Below are 19,722 nucleotides of genomic sequence, written 5' to 3' on the forward strand. Positions count from 1 at the left end.
GACCATGCACTACGCTCGTCATAACCGTTCAACTGGCCACAGTGAAGTGGCCGCCGCCAACCGAGGTGAGGATGTTACACGTCGCACAGGATGACAGTCGCGAAGATCTGCTGAAGCAGCTCGAGGAAAGGCTCGAGGGGCGACTCGATCAGGACAAGGCCGGCCAGGTGAGTAACTTCGCTCGTCACTTCTACTCCACGATTCCGCTGGAAGATCTGACCGAGCGTCGCCTGGACGATCTCTACGGCGCCACTCTCTCGGTATGGCACTTCCTGCAGCAGTTTGACTCTGCCTCGCCCAAGGTCAAGGTGATGAACCCTGACTTCGAGGAGCACGGCTGGCAATCGACCCACACCTTCGTGGCCGTGTTGCATAAGGACATGCCGTTTCTGGTGGATTCCGTGCGTATCGAGCTGAATCGTCGTGGCATGACGGTGCATGCGATCCACAACTCGGTGCTGTCGGTGGCCCGGGACGAGCAGCACCGGGTGGTGCGCCTGGCCTCTCCGCGTGACAAGGACGCACCGGAGCAGCGCGAGTCGCTGATCGCCATCGAGGTCGACCGCCACTCCGATCCCGCCGAGCTGGCCGCCATCGAGCAGAGCCTGCAGGAAGTCTTGCAGGAAGTCCGCACTGCCGTGGCGGATTTCGAGCCGATGCGTGCGCGCATCCGCGAAGCCATCGATGAGCTGAACACCTGCTGCCCCGGACCGGTGAACAAGGACGACCACGCCGAGGCGGTGGCCTTCCTGGAGTGGATGCTGGAAGACAACTTTACCTTCCTGGGCTATGACGAATTCAGCGTCGATGGGTCCAATGGGGGGCAGAGTCTCAATCAAGTGGACGGCAGCGAACTAGGACTGTTCCGCCTGTCCGAGGCGCAGTATCGCCAGCGTATCCGCACCGACCAGGGGGTCGAGGGGGATCGTTACGTCCTGGTTCCGCAGCTGCTGTCCTTTGCCAAGAGCGCATTTCATGCGCGGGTGCACCGTCCGACCTACCCGGACTACGTCACCATCGATCGCTACGACGACCAGGGTAACGTGATCGGCGAGCGCCGCTTCCTTGGCCTGTTCACGTCCGGGGTGTACAACGACTCTCCGCGCCACATTCCGATCCTTCGGCGTAAGCTCAAGGCGGTCATGGACATTGCCGGCTTCAACCCCAAGGGCCATAACGGCAAGCAGCTGACGCAGATTCTGGAGGTCTATCCGCGCGATGACCTGTTCCAGATCGACACCGACGAGCTGGCGCAGACGGCACTGGGCATTCTCGACATCCGCGAGCGTCGCCGCGTGCGTCTGTTCATTCGCGAGGATCGCTTCGGCCAGTTCTACTCCTGCCTGGTGTTTGTGCCTCGTGATGTGTTCTCCACCGAGCTGCGACTGCGGCTGCAGCGCGTGCTGTGCGAGGAACTCGACGCTACCTTCGGTGACTTCAATACGTACCTGTCCGAGTCGGTGCTGGCACGTATCCAGTTCATCCTGCGCTTTAACGGAGAGGCGCCAAGCGACTACGACATCAAGGCGCTCGAAGAGAAGCTGGCCCGACTGGCTCGCAACTGGCGTGATGATCTGCTCAATGCGGCCATCGATGGATACGGCGAGGAACAGGCCAATCATCTGCTGGCCCGCTTCCGTGACGCTTTCCAGGCGGGTTACCAGGACGATTTCAGTGCCCGCACCGCGGTCTATGACCTGCAGCACATCGGCGAGCTCGACAACGGCAAGCCGCTGGCACTGTCGCTGTATCGGCTGATCGAAGAAGAGGGCAGCGGCGTCAATCTCAAGCTGTTCCACAAGGGCAGCCAGATTCCGCTGTCTGACGTTCTTCCGATGATGGAAAACCTTGGCCTGCGAGTGATCGGTGAGCGACCCTACGAGGTCGAAGCCGTGGATGCGAGCTACTGGATCCATGACTTCGATCTGGAGCATCACACGGCCACCGAGGTCAATCTGCAGGAGATGCGCAAGCCGTTTGTCGAGGCTTTCCAGCGTATCTGGGCCGGTGAGGCGGACAATGATCGCTTCAACCGCTTGATCATTGGTGCCAATCTGGATTGGCGCGAGGTCGCGATGCTGCGCTCCTATGCGCGCTACCTCAAGCAGATTCGCTTCGGCATCTCTCAGAATTTCATCGCCAATACGCTGGTCGCGCATCCGCACATCACCCGCGAGCTGGTGACCCTGTTCGAACTGCGCTTTGACCCAGAGGATCGTCCTGACGAAGGCGAGGTCGAGGCATGCGTCGAGCGCATCAACACCCTGCTCGACGATGTGGCCAGCCTCAATGACGATCGTCTGCTGCGCCGCTATGTAGAGCTGATCATGGCGACGCTTCGGACCAACTATTACCAGAAGACCGACGAGGGCGGCTTCAAGGACTACCTGGCCTTCAAGCTGGAGCCGTCCAAGGTGACGGGCATGCCCAAGCCGCGCCCGATGTTCGAGATCTTCGTGTGTTCTCCCAGGGTTGAAGGGGTCCACCTGCGCGGTGGCAAGGTGGCCCGCGGCGGCCTGCGCTGGTCCGATCGCCACGAGGACTTCCGCACCGAAGTGCTGGGGCTGGTCAAGGCGCAGCAGGTCAAGAACTCGGTGATCGTGCCGGTCGGTGCCAAGGGCGGCTTTGTCTGCAAGCGCATGCCCGAGGGGGCCGATCGTGAAACGGTGCAGAAGGAAGGCATTGCCTGCTATCAGACCTTCATTCGCGCCTTGCTGGACGTGACCGACAATCTGGTCGGCGGCGAGGTAGTTCCGCCCCAGAACGTGGTGCGCCATGATGACGCCGACCCCTACCTGGTCGTGGCGGCGGACAAGGGCACGGCAACCTTCTCTGATATCGCCAACGAGATTTCCCTGGAGTACGGCCACTGGCTGGGCGATGCCTTCGCCTCCGGCGGTGCCAACGGCTATGACCACAAGAAGATGGGGATCACCGCCAAGGGGGCCTGGGAGTCGGTCAAGCGTCACTTCCGCGGTCTTGGGGTCGACACCCAGTCCGACGAATTCAGTGTCGTCGGTATCGGCGACATGGCGGGCGACGTGTTCGGCAATGGCATGCTGTTGTCCGAGACCATTCGCCTGGTCGGGGCCTTCAACCACCTGCATATCTTCGTCGATCCGACGCCGGATGCCGCGTCCAGCTTCAAGGAGCGCAAGCGTCTGTTCGAGCTGCCTCGCTCCAGCTGGCAGGACTACGACGAGAGCCTGATCTCCGAGGGCGGTGGCATCTTCTCCCGTGCGGCCAAGTCCATCAGCATCACGCCGCAGATGAAAGACGCCTTCGGTATTACCGAGGACAAGCTGGCACCCAATGACTTGATTCAGGCCATGCTGCGCTCCCGCGTCGACCTGATCTGGAACGGCGGCATTGGTACCTACGTCAAGGCCAGTACCGAAACCGATGCCGAGGTCGGTGACAAGGCCAACGACGTGCTGCGCATCAATGGCAATGAGCTCAACTGCAAGGTAGTGGGCGAGGGCGGTAACCTTGGCCTGACCCAGCGTGGGCGCATGGAAGCTGCCACTCGGGGTGTGCGGGTCAACACCGACTTCATCGACAACGCGGGCGGGGTCAACTGTTCCGATCACGAGGTCAACATCAAGATCCTGATCGATGAAGTGGTGGCCAACGGCGACATGACCGAGAAGCAGCGTAATCAGCTGCTGGCGGACATGACCGAGGAAGTCAGTGAGCTGGTGCTGACCGACAACTATCGTCAGACCCAGGCGCTGGATCTCTCCGAGCGTCTGTCGCTGCAGGGCATCGGTCCCTATCGTCGCTTCATCAGCGAGCTCGAAGCCGCAGGTCAGATCGACCGTGAGCTGGAGTTCCTGCCGTCCGACGAAGAACTTCAGGAGCGGGCCGCCAACGATCAAGGCATGGTGTTGCCGGAGCTGTCGGTGCTGATCTCTTACGCCAAGAGCACCCTCAAGGGCGATTTGATCGCCTCGGACGTGCCTGACGACGAAGTGATTGCGCAGCATGCCGCGCGGGCCTTCCCCCAGAGTCTGGTGGAGCGCTACCGTGACCAGGTGTTCAGCCACCGCCTCAAGCGTGAAATTGTCGCGACCCAGCTGGCCAACGATCTGGTCGACCATATGGGCATCGTGTTCACGCGCCGGTTGATCGACTCCACCGGGATGGGACGTGCCGATATTGCCCGTGCCTACGTGATTGCCCGAGACAGCTTCCAGTTGCCGAAGCTGTGGGAACAGATCGAGGCGCTGGACAACAAGGTGTCCACGGACATCCAGTACAGCATGATGCTGGACCTGATGCGGATGATCCGCCGGGCGTCACGCTGGTTCCTGCGTAACCGTTCTGGCCAGTCTGCCGCGGATTGCATCGAGTACTTTGCACCGCGCATCGCTCAGCTGCAGGAGAACATCGGCAAGCGCCTGCGCGGTGAAGACCTCGAGGCCTGGCAGGCCCGTCGTGATGAACTGGTCGCCGCAGGAGTGCCTGAGGCGCTGGCATCGACCGTCGCCGCCACCGATAGCCTGTACACGGCGCTGGGTATTATCCAGACCGCGCGCCAGGTCAACGAGAAGCCGCAGAAAGTGGCCGAGGTCTGCTACGAGATCGGGGCTCGCCTGGAACTTCCCTGGATGATCCAGCAGGTGACCGCTCTGCCGGTGAAGGATGGCTGGCAGTCCAAGGCCCGCGAGACCTTCCGCGACGATATCGAGCGTCAGCAGATGGCCTTGACCGCCAGCGTGTTGACCATGGAAAGCGGTGCGCGTGATACCGCCGGGCGTGTCGAGCAGTGGCTCAAGCATCATGAGTCGATGCACAAGCGCTGGTGTCGTCTGATCAACGAGGTCGAGAGTGGCGCCCAGGGTGGCTTCCCGCTGTTCGCCGTGGCTGTGCGCGAACTGGTCGACCTGGCAGAGAGCAACAGCGAGGTGTAACCGCCATCACCCGCGCGCCGTCGAGGGCATCATACTGATGCCCTCACTGCCGCTGCCTGTTGGCAGTCGTTATGGTAGACGGCTGATGGTAGACAGCTGATGGTAGACAACAAGAAGGGCGCCCCTCGGGGCGCCCTTCTTGTGTCATGGCCGTTGCTGGAATGCTGATATCAGCGGCAGCTGATGCTCCAGATCGCCTTGAACTCGGCACTATCGTCGTTCAGCGCGGCCAGGTTGGTGTCCTCGCTGACGGTGCCGCCTTCGACCATGGCCTCAGCGCGTTCGCGCTTCTCGGCGCTGGTGTTGGGACCCAGCACTTGCTGCTCTTCAATGATGAACTCATCACGATCCTGGGCCTCGCACTGCTCCAGTGCGCGTTCCTTGGCCTCTTCCAGCGCCTCCTGACGATCATCGCCGAGTCCGGTGACGATGTAGTCGGTGCTCTGTTTTTCCATTGACGCGCTATCGCTGGCACAGCCAGCCAGGCCTACCAGAGAAGCGGCGCCCAGCACGAGCATCATGGAGCGGGTCTTGGTCATCATGCGGTCTCTCCTTTTTCCGTTCGGGACAGTGCAGACCGGCGCAATATCCGTGCGCCTTGGTGACCATGCTAACGAATACAGCAATCAGCACAAGAGTAGAGAGATTGCGACGCTATATGTCGCTTAAAGGAGACAGATGGCTGCCGTGGGTAACGAGGCGGTGCTGGGCATGAATTCGCGGCGGGCGATACAGAGCACAGGCCATCACCGGCCATCACCGCCAGAGAGGGGACCGCTCGCCCCACCCAGCCCGCAAGGGCTTGGTGGGGGCGATGCGGGTTAGAGCAGGAAGATGGTCGCCAGACCCAGGAATGACATGAAGCCGATGACATCCGTGACCGTGGTCAGGATGACCGAGCCCGACAGGGCCGGGTCGATGTTCATGCGCTTGAGAATCAGCGGAATCACGATGCCGCAGACGCCGGCAGCCAGCATGTTGATCACCAGGGCGGCGGCGATGATGGCGCCAATGGCCATGCTCTTGAACCAGAGGACCGCCAGTACGGCGACTACCAGCGCCCACACCACGCCGTTGAGCAAGGCGATGCCGACTTCCTTTCTGAGCAGCCAGTTGCTGTTGGTCTTGCTGATCTGTCCCAGGGCCAGACCACGGATGGCCAGTGTCAGAGTCTGACTGCCGGCGATGCCGCCCATGCTGGCGACGATGGGCATCAGCACCGCCAGCGCGACCACCTTCTCCAGCGCATCTTCGAACTGCCCGATGACCCACGCCGCCAGGAAAGCCGTCAGCAGGTTGATGCCCAGCCACACGGCACGGCGTTTGGCGCTGGGCAACACCGGGGCGAAGAGGTCTTCCTCTTCATCCAGGCCGGCCATGTTCATCAGCGCCTGTTCGGAGTTTTCCTGGATGACGTCGACGATATCGTCGATGACGATACGGCCGAGCAACATCCCATCGTTGTCCACCACGGGTGCCGACGTCAGGTCGTGGGTCTGGAACAGGGTGGCGACGTCGCGGGCTTTCATATCCCCCTGGATGACGTCGACGTCGGCGTCCATCAGCTCGACCACCGACGTTTCCTGGTCGTGGGAGACCAGTCGGGCCAATGGCAAGACCCCAACGAAGTGGCCGATGCGGTCCACCACCATCAGGTTGTCGGTGTTGTCCGGAATCGACTCCTTCCAGCGCAGGAAGCGCTGTACGGTTTCCAGCGTCACGTCCGAGCGCACCCCAATGGCGTCGGTGCGCATCAGGCGACCGGCGCTGTCTTCCTCGAACGACAGCGTCTCCTGCAGGCGTGTGCGCTGCATTTCGTCCATGGTACGCAGCATGTCCTCGGCCACCTGCTTGGGCAGGTCCTCGAACAGCTCGGCCAGGTCAGCGGTGTCCAGCGAGGCGGTGGCCGCCACGATTTCCTCTGGATCCATGTCCTCGATGAGGGTGCTGCGGACCTCATCGTGAACGTGCAGCAGTACTTCGCCATCGTCCTCTGATGGCACCTGTTCCCACAGCTTTATGCGCTCGCTCAGCGGCAGCGACTCAAGCAGCAGAGCTACCTCGGCAGGTTCGAGATCCTCGAGGACATCGGAGACTTCCTGCGAGTTTTCATCTTCCAGGGCCAGGTGGATGCGCGACAGCTGGCTTTCAAAGGTCTCGGTCACTTCTGTCATGGTCCCTCCCGGCATATGTTGCTGACTGACAAGGCAACGTTCGTGTCCTACGTTGATTGGGCAGAAGTCCTTTGCCACCAACGTGTGAATCAGGACACCAGTAGACCACAACTGTTTGCAAAGAAAAGGAGTTGCACATGGCCGGATCGAGCGAGGGCTACCATGAGCCGGTGGAAGAGCTGACGGCTCAGACCCGTGATTACCATCGCGCCATCGTGTCGCTGATGGAGGAACTGGAGGCGGTAGACTGGTACAACCAGCGCGTAGATGCCTGCAAGGACGACGATCTACGCAAGATCCTCGAACATAACCGCGATGAGGAGAAGGAACACGCTGCCATGACCCTGGAGTGGCTGCGTCGCAAGGATCCCGTCATGGACAAGTATCTGCGCGAGTTTCTGTTTACTGACGGCGATATCGGCCATTGAACGAGCGTTGACTGCCCCGGGGAGGAAAGCTCGCTGGGGCAAAATTCATGACCCTTGATGCAGGGCGTCGTCGTAAAGGCGTGGCTGCGCTATACTCGCGCCCGGCCGCACGCCCTCGTCTTTTTCTCGTTCCGGAGATGTCATGTACGATCTCGCCCGCTCTCTGCTGTTTCGCCTCGACCCTGAACGGGCTCATGACCTCTCGCTTACGTCACTGGACTGGGCGGCGCGGGTCAAGGCCACGCGATGGATGGCGGGAGCGCCGGTAGATGACCCGACCACCGTGATGGGGCTGACCTTTCCCAATCGTATTGGTCTGGCGGCCGGGTTGGACAAGAATGCTGACCACCTCGATGCGCTCGGGGCGCTGGGCTTTGGTTTCGTGGAAGTAGGCACCGTGACGCCGCGAGCGCAGTCCGGTAACCCCAAGCCGAGGCTGTTCCGGCTGCCGGAGCGCGGCGCGATCATCAATCGCATGGGCTTCAATAACCACGGTGTCGACCATCTGGTGGAGCGGGTCAAGGCCAGCCGCTATCGCGGCGTCATCGGCATCAATATCGGCAAGAACCTGACCACGGCGGTGGAAGACGCTGAGGCCGACTATCTCTACTGTCTCGAGCGAGTCCACGATCACGCCGACTATGTGGCAGTGAACATTTCGTCCCCCAATACGCCGGGATTGCGCAACCTGCAGTTCGGTGACCACCTGGACCGCCTGCTGGCCAGTCTGCGAGAAGCGGGAACACGCCTGGATAAGCGTAGCGGGCGCCGGGTGCCGCTGGCCGTCAAGATTGCGCCGGACATGGATGAGGATGAGGTGCGTCTAGTGGCCGGCGCGCTGGCCAGCAACGGTATCGATGCGGTCATTGCGACCAACACTACGGTATCGCGTGAGGCGGTGGCGGGGCTTGAACATGCCGACGAGCAAGGTGGCCTGTCAGGATGTCCGGTGCTGGATGCGTCCAACCGCGTCATCGCTCAGCTACGCGAGGCGTTGCCGCAGCTGCCCATCATCGGTGTCGGTGGTGTGGACAGCGGTCAGGCGGCGGTGTCCAAGCGGCAGGCTGGCGCGGATCTGGTGCAGCTCTATTCCGGCTTTATCTATCGTGGCCCGGCGCTGGTCCGTGAAACGGCCAGGGCGCTGGCGTCCAGCCGCTAGCGGAGCATCGCCAGGCAGGTTGTCTGGCGGGGCCGCGGGCAAGAGCGTGACGATGTTGCTGAAACAAGTGCTGCAGAATGTGGCAGCAAAAAGCCCATGGCACTGACGGCCATGGGCTTACGGGGTCTTTCCCTTACCTCAACAGTACAGCGTTATCAGAGCACCATGGGGTTCTTGTGAATGCCGGACACTCCTGTCATGCCCGACCACTGGTCCCCACGACCTTCACGCCAACCGCTCATCCAGTACTCCCGTAGATTGATGTCCTGGCTGGGGCAATCGTCTCGGGATCTACCCGAGAGGCCTGCCTTATAGCCGTGTACATAGGCGCGCTGGAAGCGATCACGTTTCTGTCGTTTCATGGGTCTACCTCGTGACAAAGGTACCAATCCGACCCGCTCCCGCCGTACATTGGGGAAGAGCGTGGAACGGGCCCGTGATGCCCAAGCCTTGCGATGTGCGTTCTAGCGTGAGAAGCACGAAATGAAGGCTTGTTGACAGGATCACATGTGTCGTATCTCGTAGCTACCATTTCATTGATAGCGTAAGCCACGAGCCGTTGTCGACGTTTGTTTTGTAACAACCTGTTCATCCAGCGGTCATTGAACGATTAGCCAAAAAATGACTCGCAGGATCATCATCACAGTAGGAGAAGCAAGTGCCTGAGAAGTTAGACCTTCTGGCGACCTGTCCACGCGGCATCGAGCAGTTGCTGGCCACTGAGCTTGCGACATTCGGTCTCGCCCCTGGTAAGTCCACCGTGGCGGGAGTCAACGCCGAGGGTGACCTCGAGGGTGCCTATCGAGCGTGTCTGTGGTCGCGTCTGGCCAATCGGGTCATCCTCTGCGTGGCTCGCGTCGAGGGGGTGGAAACTCCCGATTCCCTGCGCGACGCGGCAGCGGCCATTGACTGGCAGCGCCATGTCCGCCCCGGGGCGACCATCGCGGTGGACTTCCATGGTCGCAGCGAGCAGATCCGCCATACCCGTTTCGGTGCGCAGACGGTCAAGGATGGAGTGGTGGATCGCCTGACCGCCTCGGGCCAGGCGCGCCCCGATGTGGATACTCGCCAACCCGACGTGCGTCTATATGCACACCTTCACCGGGGGCGCCTGGTGCTGGGGATCGACCTGTCCGGCGATAGTCTGCATCGTCGCGGCTATCGTCGTGACACGGGCCATGCTCCGCTCAAGGAGAACCTGGCGGCGGCCCTGCTGGTACGTGCCGGCTGGCCTGAGTTGGCCAAGCAGGGCGCGCCCCTGATCGACCCCATGTGCGGTTCCGGGACGCTGCTGATCGAAGCGGCGCTGATGGCGGCGGACATGGCTCCCAACCTGTCTCGTGAGCGTTTCGGTTTCCATCGCTGGGCCGGGCACGACCGAGCTCTGTGGCAGGAGGTGCTGCGGGAGGCCCAGGCGAGAGCAAGCTTTGGGCGCAAGCGCGCGCAGTCGTCGATCTTCGGCTTTGACCAGAGCCCGCCCGCTCTGACGGCCGCCAAGACCAACGCCATGCGAGCCGGCATTCCGGCACTGATTCACCTGGATGGTGCCAGCGTGCAGCGTCTGTCACGTCCGCGGGTACTCGACCCTGAGCTGCCTGGACTGGTGATCAGCAACCCCCCTTATGGTGAGCGAATCGGCGAGCTGCCGGAACTGGTCAGGCTGTACTCGGATCTTGGTGTGCGCCTCAAGGCGGAATTTTCCGGCTGGCGGCTGGCGCTGTTCACCGGCAACCCAGATCTGGGACACCGCTTGGGAATGCGTGCCCACAAGCAGTATGCGCTGCGCAATGGGCCGTTGGACGCCAAGCTGCTGCTGATCGACATTGGCCAGCGTCGTGAGGGCGATGCATCTGCATCAGCGGAAGGGCTGACAGACAAGGCGACGGAGGCGAGGCCTGCGTCATCCTTCGACGATGCTGCGCACAATCCCCAGGGCAGTGCCAGCGCCGAGCCTAAAGGCGCACAGCCGCATCCAGGGCAGGGGCCAGAACACTCCAGTGCAGAGCGTGACTCCCGTCGAGAGGCAGGCGAGGCCGACAGCCAGGCACAGCCGGCTCGTAGTTCAGGCGCGCAGATGTTCGCCAACCGTCTGGAGAAGAACCAGAAGAAGCTGCGCAAGTGGCTCAAGCGAAGCGGTGAGCGTTGCTATCGCTTGTACGATGCCGACATGCCCGAGTACGCCCTGGCCATCGATGTCTACGGTGACCATGTGCATGTACAGGAGTATGCGCCGCCCAAGTCGATCGATGCCTCCCAGGCTCAGCGTCGGCTCTATGATGCCCTTGGCGTGATACCCGATGTGCTTGGCGTGGAGCCCGGCAAGGTCGTGGTCAAGCAGCGCCAGCGCCAGCAGGGCAAGTCGCAGTACGAGAAGCAAGGTCGCAGCGGGCAGCGTTTTCAGGTGAGCGAGGGGCAGGCGAGTTTCTGGGTCAACCTGCGTGACTACCTGGATACCGGTCTGTTTCTGGATCATCGTCCGGTACGTCGGATGCTCGGGGAAATGGCCGCGGGCAAGCGCTTCCTCAACCTGTTTTGCTATACCGCGACGGCGACGGTGCAGGCGGCACTCGGCAGTGGCAAGGAGGGTCAAGCCGGTGCCAGCGACAGTGTCAGTGTCGACATGTCCAACACCTACCTGGAGTGGGCCCGGGACAACTTCGCGCTCAACCGTCTCGACCCGTCACGCCACCGGGTCGTGCGTGACGACTGCCTGCGCTGGCTGGAGACGGCCAAGGGCGAATTTGATCTGATCTTCATGGATCCGCCGACCTTCTCGAACTCCAAGAAGATGGACGACACGCTGGATATCCAGCGTGACCATCCCCGCTTGGTCGAGCTGGCGATGGCGCGACTGGCCCCAGAGGGCACTCTGGTGTTCTCCAACAACCAACGCCGGTTCAAGATGGATGAGGCGTTGGAGCAGCATTTCGAGATCAAGGACATCTCACGCCAGACGTTTGATCCGGACTTCAGCCGGCGCCCCGACCTTCACCACTGCTTCTTGATTCGCCATCGGGCATCGTGATGGGGCGCTGGGTGATGATCACCACGCTGGGTTGCCACCTGTGCGAGCAGATGGCGGCGCTGGTCAAGACGCTGTCGGTGGAGGACATTGCCATCGACAGCGTCGAGATCAGCGACGATGAGGCGCTGCTGGAGCGCTTTGCCGAGCGCATCCCTGTATTGATCGACGAGACGCGCCCCGATGATGTGCTGGAGGGGCGTGTCGACGCCGACAGCGTGGCTCGTTGGCTGGATGCTCGCGGTCTGCTTGATCACAGCGCGTGGCGGGCGCTGGTCCAGCAGACTGAAGCGGGTGAGGCAGACCATGTCGTCGGCGCAAGGCTGGTACGGGGTAGGCGGGTATTCGGCGGTCGCTGACCAAGGTCATCGCCGACTGGCCAGGACGGCGGCTAGCTCCTGGCGGTAGGCCTGCGGGTGATCGTCCTGATGCTCGGGAAAGCGCCCCAGGGCAACGGCCAGGCTGAAGAAGCCGGGTCCAGGCAGGTGAGGGGGCTGGCGGCTGACCACCAGAGTGGCCAGCAAGGGGCGGCCCGCTGCCACGTCTTCGTGGATGGTGACTTCCAGCGCCTCGGCAACCCGGCGAATGGTCCGTGGTGGCATCAGCCCCAGTGCCTCGGCAGCCTGCTGGTAGGTCAGCGGTAGCTGGTGGGTCTCAGTGGCCTCCAGCAGGGCTCGCAAACGTGCTGCCAGTGCGTTGCTGGTGGTGGAGGCGTCAGCTGCCGGCATGTCAGTTGGCGTCCAGCAGCGACAGTTGACCGACGGCCTCACGCCCTTCAGGGCTGTGGTCATCGGCTTCCAGGACCTTGCTGAAACCGCGCGAGGTCAGGATGGTCTTTTCGTCTTCCAGCCACATCATGGCCTGGGCATAGTCATCGGCCAACTGATGCTTGAGCCCGCCGAACTGGGTGCCGATCTGCCCCCAGGCACGGCTGAAGATCCAGTCGCCGAACATGTCCTGATGCACATGCACAAGGACATAGTCATGGTCGGTTTCCCAGCGGACGATCACGGCGACTCCCGTCTATCAGCAGTGGTCGGCACCTGAGGGCCTCAAGCACCGTCTTTTTTCGGTTAAGATGGCCATTGTAAGCCCTTGAGGCTCATCCACAAATAGCCCGATCTTGGGTCGGGCTGTCGATTGCCCTGCCGCCAGGAACCGTTCATGAAGATTGTCGTCGACGCCAACGTGCCCGCTGCCGATGCTTGTTTTGGCCCGCTGGGAGAGGTGGTGCGCGTACCGGGACGCGAGATCAATGCCCATCACCTGGCTGATGCCAGCGCGCTGGTGATTCGTTCCATTACCCAAGTGGATGAGGCGCTGATCAACCAGGCGCGGTCGCTGGGATCGCCCTTGTCCTTCGTTGGCAGCTGCACCATCGGCACCGATCACGTCAGTCTCGAAGCCCTGGCGTCGAGTGGAATAGCCTTTGCCAGCGCGCCTGGCTGCAATGCCGAGCCAGTGGTGGATTATGTGCTGTCCGCTCTGGCCCTGGCCTGCGAGCGACGGGCCGAGTCGCTGCTCGATAAACGGGTGGGCATCCTGGGTGTCGGTAATGTGGGGGGGCGTCTGGCGGCGCGTCTGGCCGCCATGGGAGTGGCCCACGAGCTGTGCGATCCTCCCCGGTCAGACCGAGAAGGTCAGCAAGGGTTTGTCGATCTGGATACGCTGATCGAGCGCTGTGATGTGCTTTGCCTGCATACCCCGCTGGTCAAGGAGGGGGCCCACGCCACCCGACACCTGCTGGATGCAGGGCGCATCGAGGCCTTGAAACCAGGCAGCCTGCTGCTCAACGCTGGGCGCGGTGACTGCGTCGATGGGCAGGCGCTGAGCGCAAGGCTCGCGCGCGATAACGATATGACCGCCCTGCTGGATGTATGGGAGCGGGAGCCGGCCATCGATCTGACGCTGGCTCGCCAGGTAATGCTGGGCACTCCTCATATTGCAGGGCACAGCCTGGAGGGCAAGCTGCGTGGCACTCACCAGATCTATCAGGCCTTGGTCGAACACCTTGGTGTGGATGAGGTCGTCACGCTCCAGGAGCTGTTGCCTCCACCCGCGTTGGCGCGCATGACCTGGCAGCGAGCGCTGCCGGTCGAGGAGGTGCTGCGCGCCTGCATGCGCGCGGTGTATGAGCCCAGACGCGATCATGACCGGCTGGCCCAGGCGCTCGCTACCAGCTCGCCGGCTCAGGGGTTCGACCAGTGCCGCGCCAGCTATCCGCTGCGCCGCGAGTTCTCGACCCTGAGCGTCGAGTTGACGGGCGAAGCACAGCGGTTGGCCAAGGTGCTGTCAGGCGCAGGCTTTCGCATAGTGTGAGGCTGAGGCTGAGGCTGAGGAGGCAAGTCAAGCCGGGAGGCCATGGCCTTTGAGCACCCGTGGCCGGGAGCCTTGGGCACGCCTTTTTGGGCACGTCCCGCCTTGAAGGGCGGCGGGACGCATCCGGTGCGTGGTGGAGGTATCGTCGGGGACTGTCTTGGCCTGTTTCGGCCTGCCTTCGTCCTTTATAGCCCCATGGCAGAAGAGGTGGAGCGTCGTGGGTCGGCTCCGCCGTAGAAGGTGCCGTCCTCGATCATGATGGACTGAGCGGCGCCCATGGCTTCCTGCAGGCTGACGCTGTGGCCCATGTTCTCGAGCAGCTGGATGGTGTCCGGGCTGATTCCCTGCTCGATGCGGATCTCGTCAGGCAGCCACTGATGGTGAATGCGCGGCATGCTCACCGCAGCCTGGATGTTCATGCCATGATCGATGACATTCATCAGCACCTGCAGCGTGGTGGTGATGATCCGCGATCCGCCCGGACTGCCGGTGATCAGGAAGTTCTCGCCATCCTTCTTGACGATGGTGGGCGTCATCGATGACAGCATGCGCTTTTCAGGCTCGATCTTGTTCGCTTCGCCGCCGATCAACCCGTAGGCATTGGGTACCCCCGGTTTGGCGGAGAAATCGTCCATTTCGTTGTTGAGCAGGAAGCCTGCGCCATCCACCACGATACCCGAGCCATAGCTGAAGTTGATGGTGTAGGTATTTGAGACCGCGAGGCCGTTGCCGTCGGCGATCGAGAAGTGGGTGGTCTCGTTGGACTCGTAGGGCAGCGGGTTGCCGGGGGCGATATCGGCACTCGGCGTAGCCTGATCGGCGGCGATCTCGCTGCGCAGTTCAGCGGCATAGTCTTCTGAGGTCAGGCCGGCCAGGGGGACGTCGACGAAGTCGGTATCTCCCAGGTACTGCGAGCGATCGGCATAGGCGCGCTTCATGGCTTCGGACATCAGGTGGATGGTGCTGGCGGAGTTGAAGCCCAGCGCTCCGATGTCGTCGCCCTCGAGCATGTTGAGTATCTGCACGATATGGGCGCCGCCGGAGGAGGGTGGGCTCATGGCGTAGACATCATAGCCCCGGTAATTGCCGTGCACCGGCTCTCGCACCGTGGCCTGGTAGCTGGCCAGGTCTTCCAGGGTCATCATGCCATCGTGGCGTTCCATTTCGGCCGCAATCAACTGGGCGGTCTCGCCCTCGTAGAATTCCCTGGGTCCCTGTTCGGCAATTCGCTTCAGGGTGGCTGCCAGGTCTGGCTGGCGGTAGATGTCGCCTACCTCGTAACGAGAACCATCTTCCTTGAAGAACTTGGCGCGACTGGCTTCCCAGGGCTCAAAACGTTCACTGGCGCTCTCGATGCCATCGACGAACCGTTGCGGCACAGCGAAACCGTCCTCGGCGAGCTTGATGGCGGGCGCCAGCGTCTCGGCCAGCGTCATGGTGCCGTACTGCTCCAGCGCCAGGGCGAGTCCGGCAACCGTTCCGGGCACGCCGGCGGCGTTGTGGGTATAGCGGGACAGCTCGGCTACGGCGTCGCCGCTGTCATCCTGAAACATCGTTTCGTAGGCCGCCTTGGGGGCCTTCTCGCGATAGTCGATGGCGATCACATCGCCGCTTGTCTCATCGGAGATCAGCATGAAGCCGCCGCCGCCGATATTGCCCGAACGTGGCTGGGTGACAGCCAGGGCAAAGCCTGCCGTGACGGCGGCATCCACCGCGTTGCCACCGTTGGCCAGCACGTCGCGGGCCACCTCCGAGGCCAGGAAATGGCTGGTCGCGACCATTCCCCTGGTGCTCACTTCCGGATGGAACCGTTCGCCTTCGAGAATGGCTTGGCTGTCACTGAGCGCTGGGCTCGCGCTCAGGCTCAGTGATAGACCGATGGCTGAACCAGTGATGGTGGTGCGTAAACGGCGGGAGATCGACATGGCGTACCCCTCAGGTTGTCGGATCGTTGGGTGATGGAATGGTGGCACTGTCGAATGGTGCTGCGGCCATCAGGCATGACTCGCCGTTTTACTATTGACGCCCATGGACCACAGCGCAAATAGGGTTGGGCGCCAACAAGAGAGGTGTGCGGGTGTCGAAGGGAGCTGAGGGCGACCGGTACAAGCGCAGTGGCGAGGAGCCGGGGCCGTGGCAAGCACGACAAGAGGCGCGGTAGACCACAGCAAAAAATGATGCTGAAAAAGAAACACCCCCGCCGGCGGGACCGGCGGGGGTGTTGGCAGGACGGCGCTTTCGTCACTGACGGTAAGCGGCTTCCTTGAGGGCGCGAATACGATCGTCCAGCGGCGGGTGGCTGGCGAACAGTTTCTCCATCAGCTTGCGAGTCTGGCCGGTGGTAATGGCGAAGGCGGTCAGGGTATCCGGCATCTGATCGGGCATCTGGGTCTCGGCCTTGAGGCGTGCCAGGGCATTGATCATGGCGCCGGAGCCCGCAAGCTTGGCTCCTGCAGCGTCGGCACGGTACTCACGGAAGCGGGAGAACCAGGCGGCAATCATCGAGGCGAGAATGCCGAACACGATCTCGGCGACCATGACCACGGCGAAGTAGCCGAAGAAGCCAAGGCCTTCGTTGTCATCGCGGCGCAGGAAGCTGTCGACCAGCTGTGCCACCACCCGAGCGAAGAACATCACGAAGGTGTTCAGCACGCCCTGAATCAGCGCCAGGGTGACCATGTCACCGTTGGCCACGTGACCGATCTCGTGGGCCAGCACGGCCTTCACTTCTTCCGGCTGCATGCGGTTGAGAAGTCCCGCAGACACGGCGACCAGGGCGTCGTTCTTGTTCCAGCCGGTGGCAAAGGCGTTGGACTGCTGGGCCGGGAAGATACCGACCTCAGGCGTCTTGATGTTGGCCTCGCGGGCGAGTTCGGCCACGGTGTCGAGCAGCCACTTTTCGGTGGCGTTGGACGGGTTCTCGATGATCACGGTGCCGGTGGAACGCTTGGCCATCCACTTGGAGATGAACAGCGATACCATGGACCCTGCCATGCCGAACACAAAGCAGAAGATGAGCAGGCTGTTAAAGTTGATGCCCTGGGCGTTGAGGTACGGCTCCACGCCCAGCAATCGCAGGGTGATACTGGCGACCAGGATCACCGCCAGGTTGGTGCCCAGAAAGAGCAGGATTCTCATCATTGCCGACATTCTCCGTAAGGAAGGAAACCTGAAGAGCCCAGTGGCTCGACGGGGGAATCAGATGCTTAGATAAGCCCTGGGGCGCCAAGTTTCAAGCGCCCAGGCGTTGATCGCTCCATCGCTTGTCGAGCGAAGCGCAAGTGCCTGTCGGTTTGCGCCTGCCAGTGCGTGCCTGTGCTTGCCGATTTACTGGCGATAGCGCGACAGAAAACGGGCAAAGCGATCCAGCGCATCACCCAACTGGTCCGCCCAGGGCAGGGTAACGATGCGGACATGGTCCGGATCCGGCCAATTGAAGGCGGTGCCCTGTACCAGCAGGATCTTTTCCTGCAGCAGCAGGTCGAGTACCAGCTGCTGGTCATCCTGAATGTTGTAGACCTTGGGGTCCAGGCGCGGGAAGGCATACAAGGCGCCCTTCGGCGTGGTGCAGCTGACCCCCGGGATGGCATTCAGCTTTTCTACGGTAATGTCCCGCTGTGCCAGCAGTCGCCCACCGGGCAGGACCAGATCATTGATCGACTGATAGCCGCCAAGTGCTGTCTGAATGGCATGTTGCGCAGGCACATTCGCGCACAGGCGCATCGATGCCAGCATGGTCAGCCCCTGAATGAAGTCATTGGCTCGCTGCCGGGCGAGCGTGCCGGATAGCGTCATCCAGCCGCTGCGAAAGCCGGCGCAGCGATAGCTCTTGGACAGTCCATTCATGGTCACGACCAGCTGATCTTCACTGGCCAGCGCCCCGGTGGCCACGTGCACGGTGTCGTCGTAGAGAATCTTGTCGTAGATCTCGTCGGAGAACACCACCAGGTTGTGTTCGCGGGCGATGTCGAGCAGCTCGCGCAGTACCTCGGGGGGATAGACGGCGCCGGTCGGGTTGTTGGGATTGATGATGACAATGGCACGGGTGTGGCTGGTGACCTTGGCCCGGATATCATCCATGGCGGGCGCCCAGTCCGCCTGCTCGTCACACAGGTAGTGGACGCCACGGCCACCGGACAGATTGACGGCGGCGGTCCACAAGGGGTAGTCCGGGGCCGGAATCAGCACTTCGTCACCGTCGTTCAGCAAGGCCTGCATGGCCATGACGATCAGCTCTGACACGCCGTTGCCGATGTAGATATCCTCGATGCCAACGCCGGGGATCTCCTTGCGCTGGCATTCCTGCATGATGGCCTTGCGTGCCGAGTACAGTCCCTTGGAGTCGCAATAGCCCTGGGCCGTGGGCAGGTTGCGCATCACGTCCTGAAGAATCTCTTCCGGCGCTTCAAAGCCGAACGGGGCTGGATTGCCGATATTCAGCTTCAGAATGCGCTGGCCTTCGTCCTCGAGGCGCCTGGCGTGCTCCAGCACCGGGCCGCGAATGTCGTAGCAGACGTTATCCAGCTTGTGTGACTTTGAAAGGGTAGGCGTGTCCATGGCGCGGGTCTCGCAGAATCCGTTGTAACGTGCCCGCTGAGGGCGGGCCGGTCGTGTAGCCGTGTGTGGCAGGTCGTGATGGCCGTCTGCCGGGTAGTCAGTCTTCCGAGGTCGCACCACCCGATGCCGAGCTGTCGTCTGCTTCAGCCGGGGAGGCCTCGGCGCTGATGTCGTCGTCGGCAGGGGCATCCACCGGGATGTCATCCGGGGTTTCCAGCGTCAGTCGGCCGAGCTTGCCATCACGCAGCTCATGCAGCAGCACTTCGGCGCCACGATGCAGGTCAATTTCCCCGCCGGCACGCAGTCCCCCACGCTTGGCGGCGATATCCGCCAGGATGGCGTGGCCGTCGAAGCCAGCCTGGGCCATGAGGTCGGGACGCTCGTCACCATCTGCGTCGACCTTGTCCGCGTCAGGATGCGCGTCGTAGGCAGGCAGTGACGTCAATTTATAGCGTGACCTGAGGGCTTCTGGATAGCGCTTCGCCAGTTCGGCAGCGGTAATCAAGGCCACATCGACATAGTCGATAGCGGTGTCTCGGATGGCGCCGCTGGCGGCCAGGCGGTAGGCACTGGCCTGGTCCTCGATCTTGGGCCACAGCACGCCGGGAGTGTCGGTCAGGGCAACGCGACCCTGAATGCGCACCTTTTGCTGACGCTTGGTGACGGCTGGCTCGTTACCGGTCTTGGCAATGGTGCGGCCAGCCAGTCCGTTGATCAGCGTCGACTTGCCGACGTTGGGGATGCCCATGACCATGACCCGCACATCCCGGTCTGCGCGAACCTGACCGGCCAGTTCGTGACATAGCTTGGGGATGCGCTTCAGCTCGCGGGTGTTGGTCGTGGTCACCGCCAGCGCGCGGGTGTCTGGCTGTGCGTCGAAGAAGGCGGTCCAGGCGCGGGTGCCCTCCGGGTCAGCGAGATCGGCGCGAGACAGAATCTTCAGCACCGGCTTGTGGCGGGTCAGACTGGCCAGCATCGGGTTCGCGCTGGAGTAGGGCAGGCGGGCGTCGAGCACCTCGATCACCACGTCGATTTCCGGCAGCGCCTCCAGTATCTGACGGCGCGCCTTGTTCATGTGTCCCGGAAACCAGCCCAGCATCTCTTTCTCCTGCCTACTCTATAAGCGCAAATGACGCTCCATCTTAGGGAA

At 62.2% G+C, this 19,722-nt stretch carries 15 protein-coding genes; 6 read left to right on the forward strand and 9 right to left on the reverse strand.

Annotated elements, in window-relative coordinates; genetic code table 11:
* Positions 1-71: 71 nt before the first annotated feature.
* Complete coding sequence (locus tag KUV41_RS08850; protein ID WP_222485628.1) at positions 72-4,913, forward strand: NAD-glutamate dehydrogenase; 4,842 nt, start codon at positions 72-74, stop codon at positions 4,911-4,913.
* A 170-nt stretch (positions 4,914-5,083) separates the two neighbouring features.
* Here KUV41_RS08850 and KUV41_RS08855 read toward each other — a convergent pair whose 3' ends face one another.
* Both KUV41_RS08855 and mgtE read right to left on the reverse strand, forming a co-directional pair.
* Positions 5,084-5,455 carry a hypothetical protein gene (locus tag KUV41_RS08855; RefSeq protein ID WP_206942744.1) on the reverse strand — a complete coding sequence of 124 codons (372 nt, stop codon included), beginning with the start codon at positions 5,453-5,455 and terminating at the stop codon, positions 5,084-5,086.
* 279 nt (positions 5,456-5,734) lie between these two features.
* Positions 5,735-7,087 (reverse strand): magnesium transporter, encoded by a 1,353-nt coding sequence (gene mgtE / locus KUV41_RS08860; protein ID WP_206942742.1) that lies wholly within the window; start codon positions 7,085-7,087, stop codon positions 5,735-5,737.
* Between the two features lie 137 nt (positions 7,088-7,224).
* Here mgtE and KUV41_RS08865 point away from each other — a divergent pair, with 137 nt between their 5' ends.
* Together KUV41_RS08865 and KUV41_RS08870 are read left to right on the forward strand one after the other, a co-directional pair.
* Positions 7,225-7,515, forward strand: a complete 291-nt coding sequence (locus tag KUV41_RS08865; RefSeq protein ID WP_206942740.1) for an encapsulin-associated ferritin-like protein — start codon at positions 7,225-7,227, stop codon at positions 7,513-7,515.
* A gap of 142 nt (positions 7,516-7,657) precedes the next feature.
* Positions 7,658-8,674: a quinone-dependent dihydroorotate dehydrogenase gene (locus KUV41_RS08870; protein ID WP_222485630.1), complete on the forward strand. Its 1,017-nt coding sequence runs from the start codon at positions 7,658-7,660 to the stop codon at positions 8,672-8,674.
* Between the two features lie 155 nt (positions 8,675-8,829).
* Here the strand turns inward: KUV41_RS08870 and rmf are convergent, their stop codons facing one another.
* Positions 8,830-9,036 carry a ribosome modulation factor gene (gene rmf / locus KUV41_RS08875; protein ID WP_045994893.1) on the reverse strand — a complete coding sequence of 69 codons (207 nt, stop codon included), beginning with the start codon at positions 9,034-9,036 and terminating at the stop codon, positions 8,830-8,832.
* A gap of 296 nt (positions 9,037-9,332) precedes the next feature.
* Between rmf and rlmKL the strand changes: the two genes are divergently transcribed.
* Both rlmKL and KUV41_RS08885 read left to right on the forward strand, forming a co-directional pair.
* The gene (rlmKL, locus tag KUV41_RS08880; RefSeq protein ID WP_222485633.1) at positions 9,333-11,699 is read left to right on the forward strand and encodes a bifunctional 23S rRNA (guanine(2069)-N(7))-methyltransferase RlmK/23S rRNA (guanine(2445)-N(2))-methyltransferase RlmL; all 2,367 of its coding nucleotides are present in this window, start codon (positions 9,333-9,335) and stop codon (positions 11,697-11,699) included.
* Between the two features lie 14 nt (positions 11,700-11,713).
* Positions 11,714-12,055 (forward strand): glutaredoxin family protein, encoded by a 342-nt coding sequence (locus KUV41_RS08885; RefSeq protein ID WP_206942734.1) that lies wholly within the window; start codon positions 11,714-11,716, stop codon positions 12,053-12,055.
* Between the two features lie 6 nt (positions 12,056-12,061).
* On the opposite strand, the gene KUV41_RS08890 is transcribed toward KUV41_RS08885, so the two are convergent.
* The gene (locus tag KUV41_RS08890) at positions 12,062-12,424 is read right to left on the reverse strand and encodes a hypothetical protein (RefSeq protein ID WP_222485635.1); all 363 of its coding nucleotides are present in this window, start codon (positions 12,422-12,424) and stop codon (positions 12,062-12,064) included.
* 1 nt (position 12,425) lies between these two features.
* Entirely contained in the window at positions 12,426-12,707 is a 282-nt protein-coding gene (locus KUV41_RS08895; RefSeq protein WP_206942730.1) for a hypothetical protein, read from the reverse strand.
* Between the two features lie 153 nt (positions 12,708-12,860).
* Here KUV41_RS08895 and pdxB point away from each other — a divergent pair, with 153 nt between their 5' ends.
* On the forward strand, positions 12,861-14,015 hold the full coding sequence (gene pdxB, locus KUV41_RS08900; protein WP_222485637.1) for a 4-phosphoerythronate dehydrogenase PdxB: 1,155 nt from the start codon (positions 12,861-12,863) through the stop codon (positions 14,013-14,015).
* A 185-nt stretch (positions 14,016-14,200) separates the two neighbouring features.
* Here the strand turns inward: pdxB and ggt are convergent, their stop codons facing one another.
* From ggt to ylqF, 4 genes are all read right to left on the reverse strand, one after another.
* The gene (gene ggt / locus KUV41_RS08905) at positions 14,201-15,940 is read right to left on the reverse strand and encodes a gamma-glutamyltransferase (protein WP_222485639.1); all 1,740 of its coding nucleotides are present in this window, start codon (positions 15,938-15,940) and stop codon (positions 14,201-14,203) included.
* Positions 15,941-16,256: 316 nt separating this feature from the next.
* Positions 16,257-17,156, reverse strand: coding sequence for a protease HtpX (htpX, locus tag KUV41_RS08910; protein WP_206942725.1), 900 nt, complete (start codon positions 17,154-17,156; stop codon positions 16,257-16,259).
* 186 nt (positions 17,157-17,342) lie between these two features.
* Entirely contained in the window at positions 17,343-18,572 is a 1,230-nt protein-coding gene (locus tag KUV41_RS08915; protein ID WP_206942724.1) for a pyridoxal phosphate-dependent aminotransferase, read from the reverse strand.
* 97 nt (positions 18,573-18,669) lie between these two features.
* Positions 18,670-19,671 (reverse strand): ribosome biogenesis GTPase YlqF, encoded by a 1,002-nt coding sequence (gene ylqF, locus KUV41_RS08920; protein WP_222162015.1) that lies wholly within the window; start codon positions 19,669-19,671, stop codon positions 18,670-18,672.
* Positions 19,672-19,722 lie beyond the last annotated feature (51 nt).

The organism is Halomonas sp. DP8Y7-1 (assembly GCF_019801685.1).
Lineage (GTDB): Bacteria > Pseudomonadota > Gammaproteobacteria > Pseudomonadales > Halomonadaceae > Halomonas > Halomonas litopenaei_A.

Coding starts and splice junctions, on each gene's coding strand:
- KUV41_RS08870 (WP_222485630.1), top strand. CDS start 7,658: ATGTACGATCTCGCCCGCTCTCTGCTGTTTCGCCTCGACCCTGAACGG.
- KUV41_RS08855 (WP_206942744.1), bottom strand. CDS start 5,455: ATGATGACCAAGACCCGCTCCATGATGCTCGTGCTGGGCGCCGCTTCT.
- ggt (WP_222485639.1), bottom strand. CDS start 15,940: ATGTCGATCTCCCGCCGTTTACGCACCACCATCACTGGTTCAGCCATC.
- KUV41_RS08915 (WP_206942724.1), bottom strand. CDS start 18,572: ATGGACACGCCTACCCTTTCAAAGTCACACAAGCTGGATAACGTCTGC.
- mgtE (WP_206942742.1), bottom strand. CDS start 7,087: ATGACAGAAGTGACCGAGACCTTTGAAAGCCAGCTGTCGCGCATCCAC.
- rmf (WP_045994893.1), bottom strand. CDS start 9,036: ATGAAACGACAGAAACGTGATCGCTTCCAGCGCGCCTATGTACACGGC.
- pdxB (WP_222485637.1), top strand. CDS start 12,861: ATGAAGATTGTCGTCGACGCCAACGTGCCCGCTGCCGATGCTTGTTTT.
- KUV41_RS08890 (WP_222485635.1), bottom strand. CDS start 12,424: ATGCCGGCAGCTGACGCCTCCACCACCAGCAACGCACTGGCAGCACGT.
- KUV41_RS08865 (WP_206942740.1), top strand. CDS start 7,225: ATGGCCGGATCGAGCGAGGGCTACCATGAGCCGGTGGAAGAGCTGACG.
- KUV41_RS08850 (WP_222485628.1), top strand. CDS start 72: ATGTTACACGTCGCACAGGATGACAGTCGCGAAGATCTGCTGAAGCAG.
- htpX (WP_206942725.1), bottom strand. CDS start 17,156: ATGATGAGAATCCTGCTCTTTCTGGGCACCAACCTGGCGGTGATCCTG.
- KUV41_RS08885 (WP_206942734.1), top strand. CDS start 11,714: ATGATCACCACGCTGGGTTGCCACCTGTGCGAGCAGATGGCGGCGCTG.
- ylqF (WP_222162015.1), bottom strand. CDS start 19,671: ATGCTGGGCTGGTTTCCGGGACACATGAACAAGGCGCGCCGTCAGATA.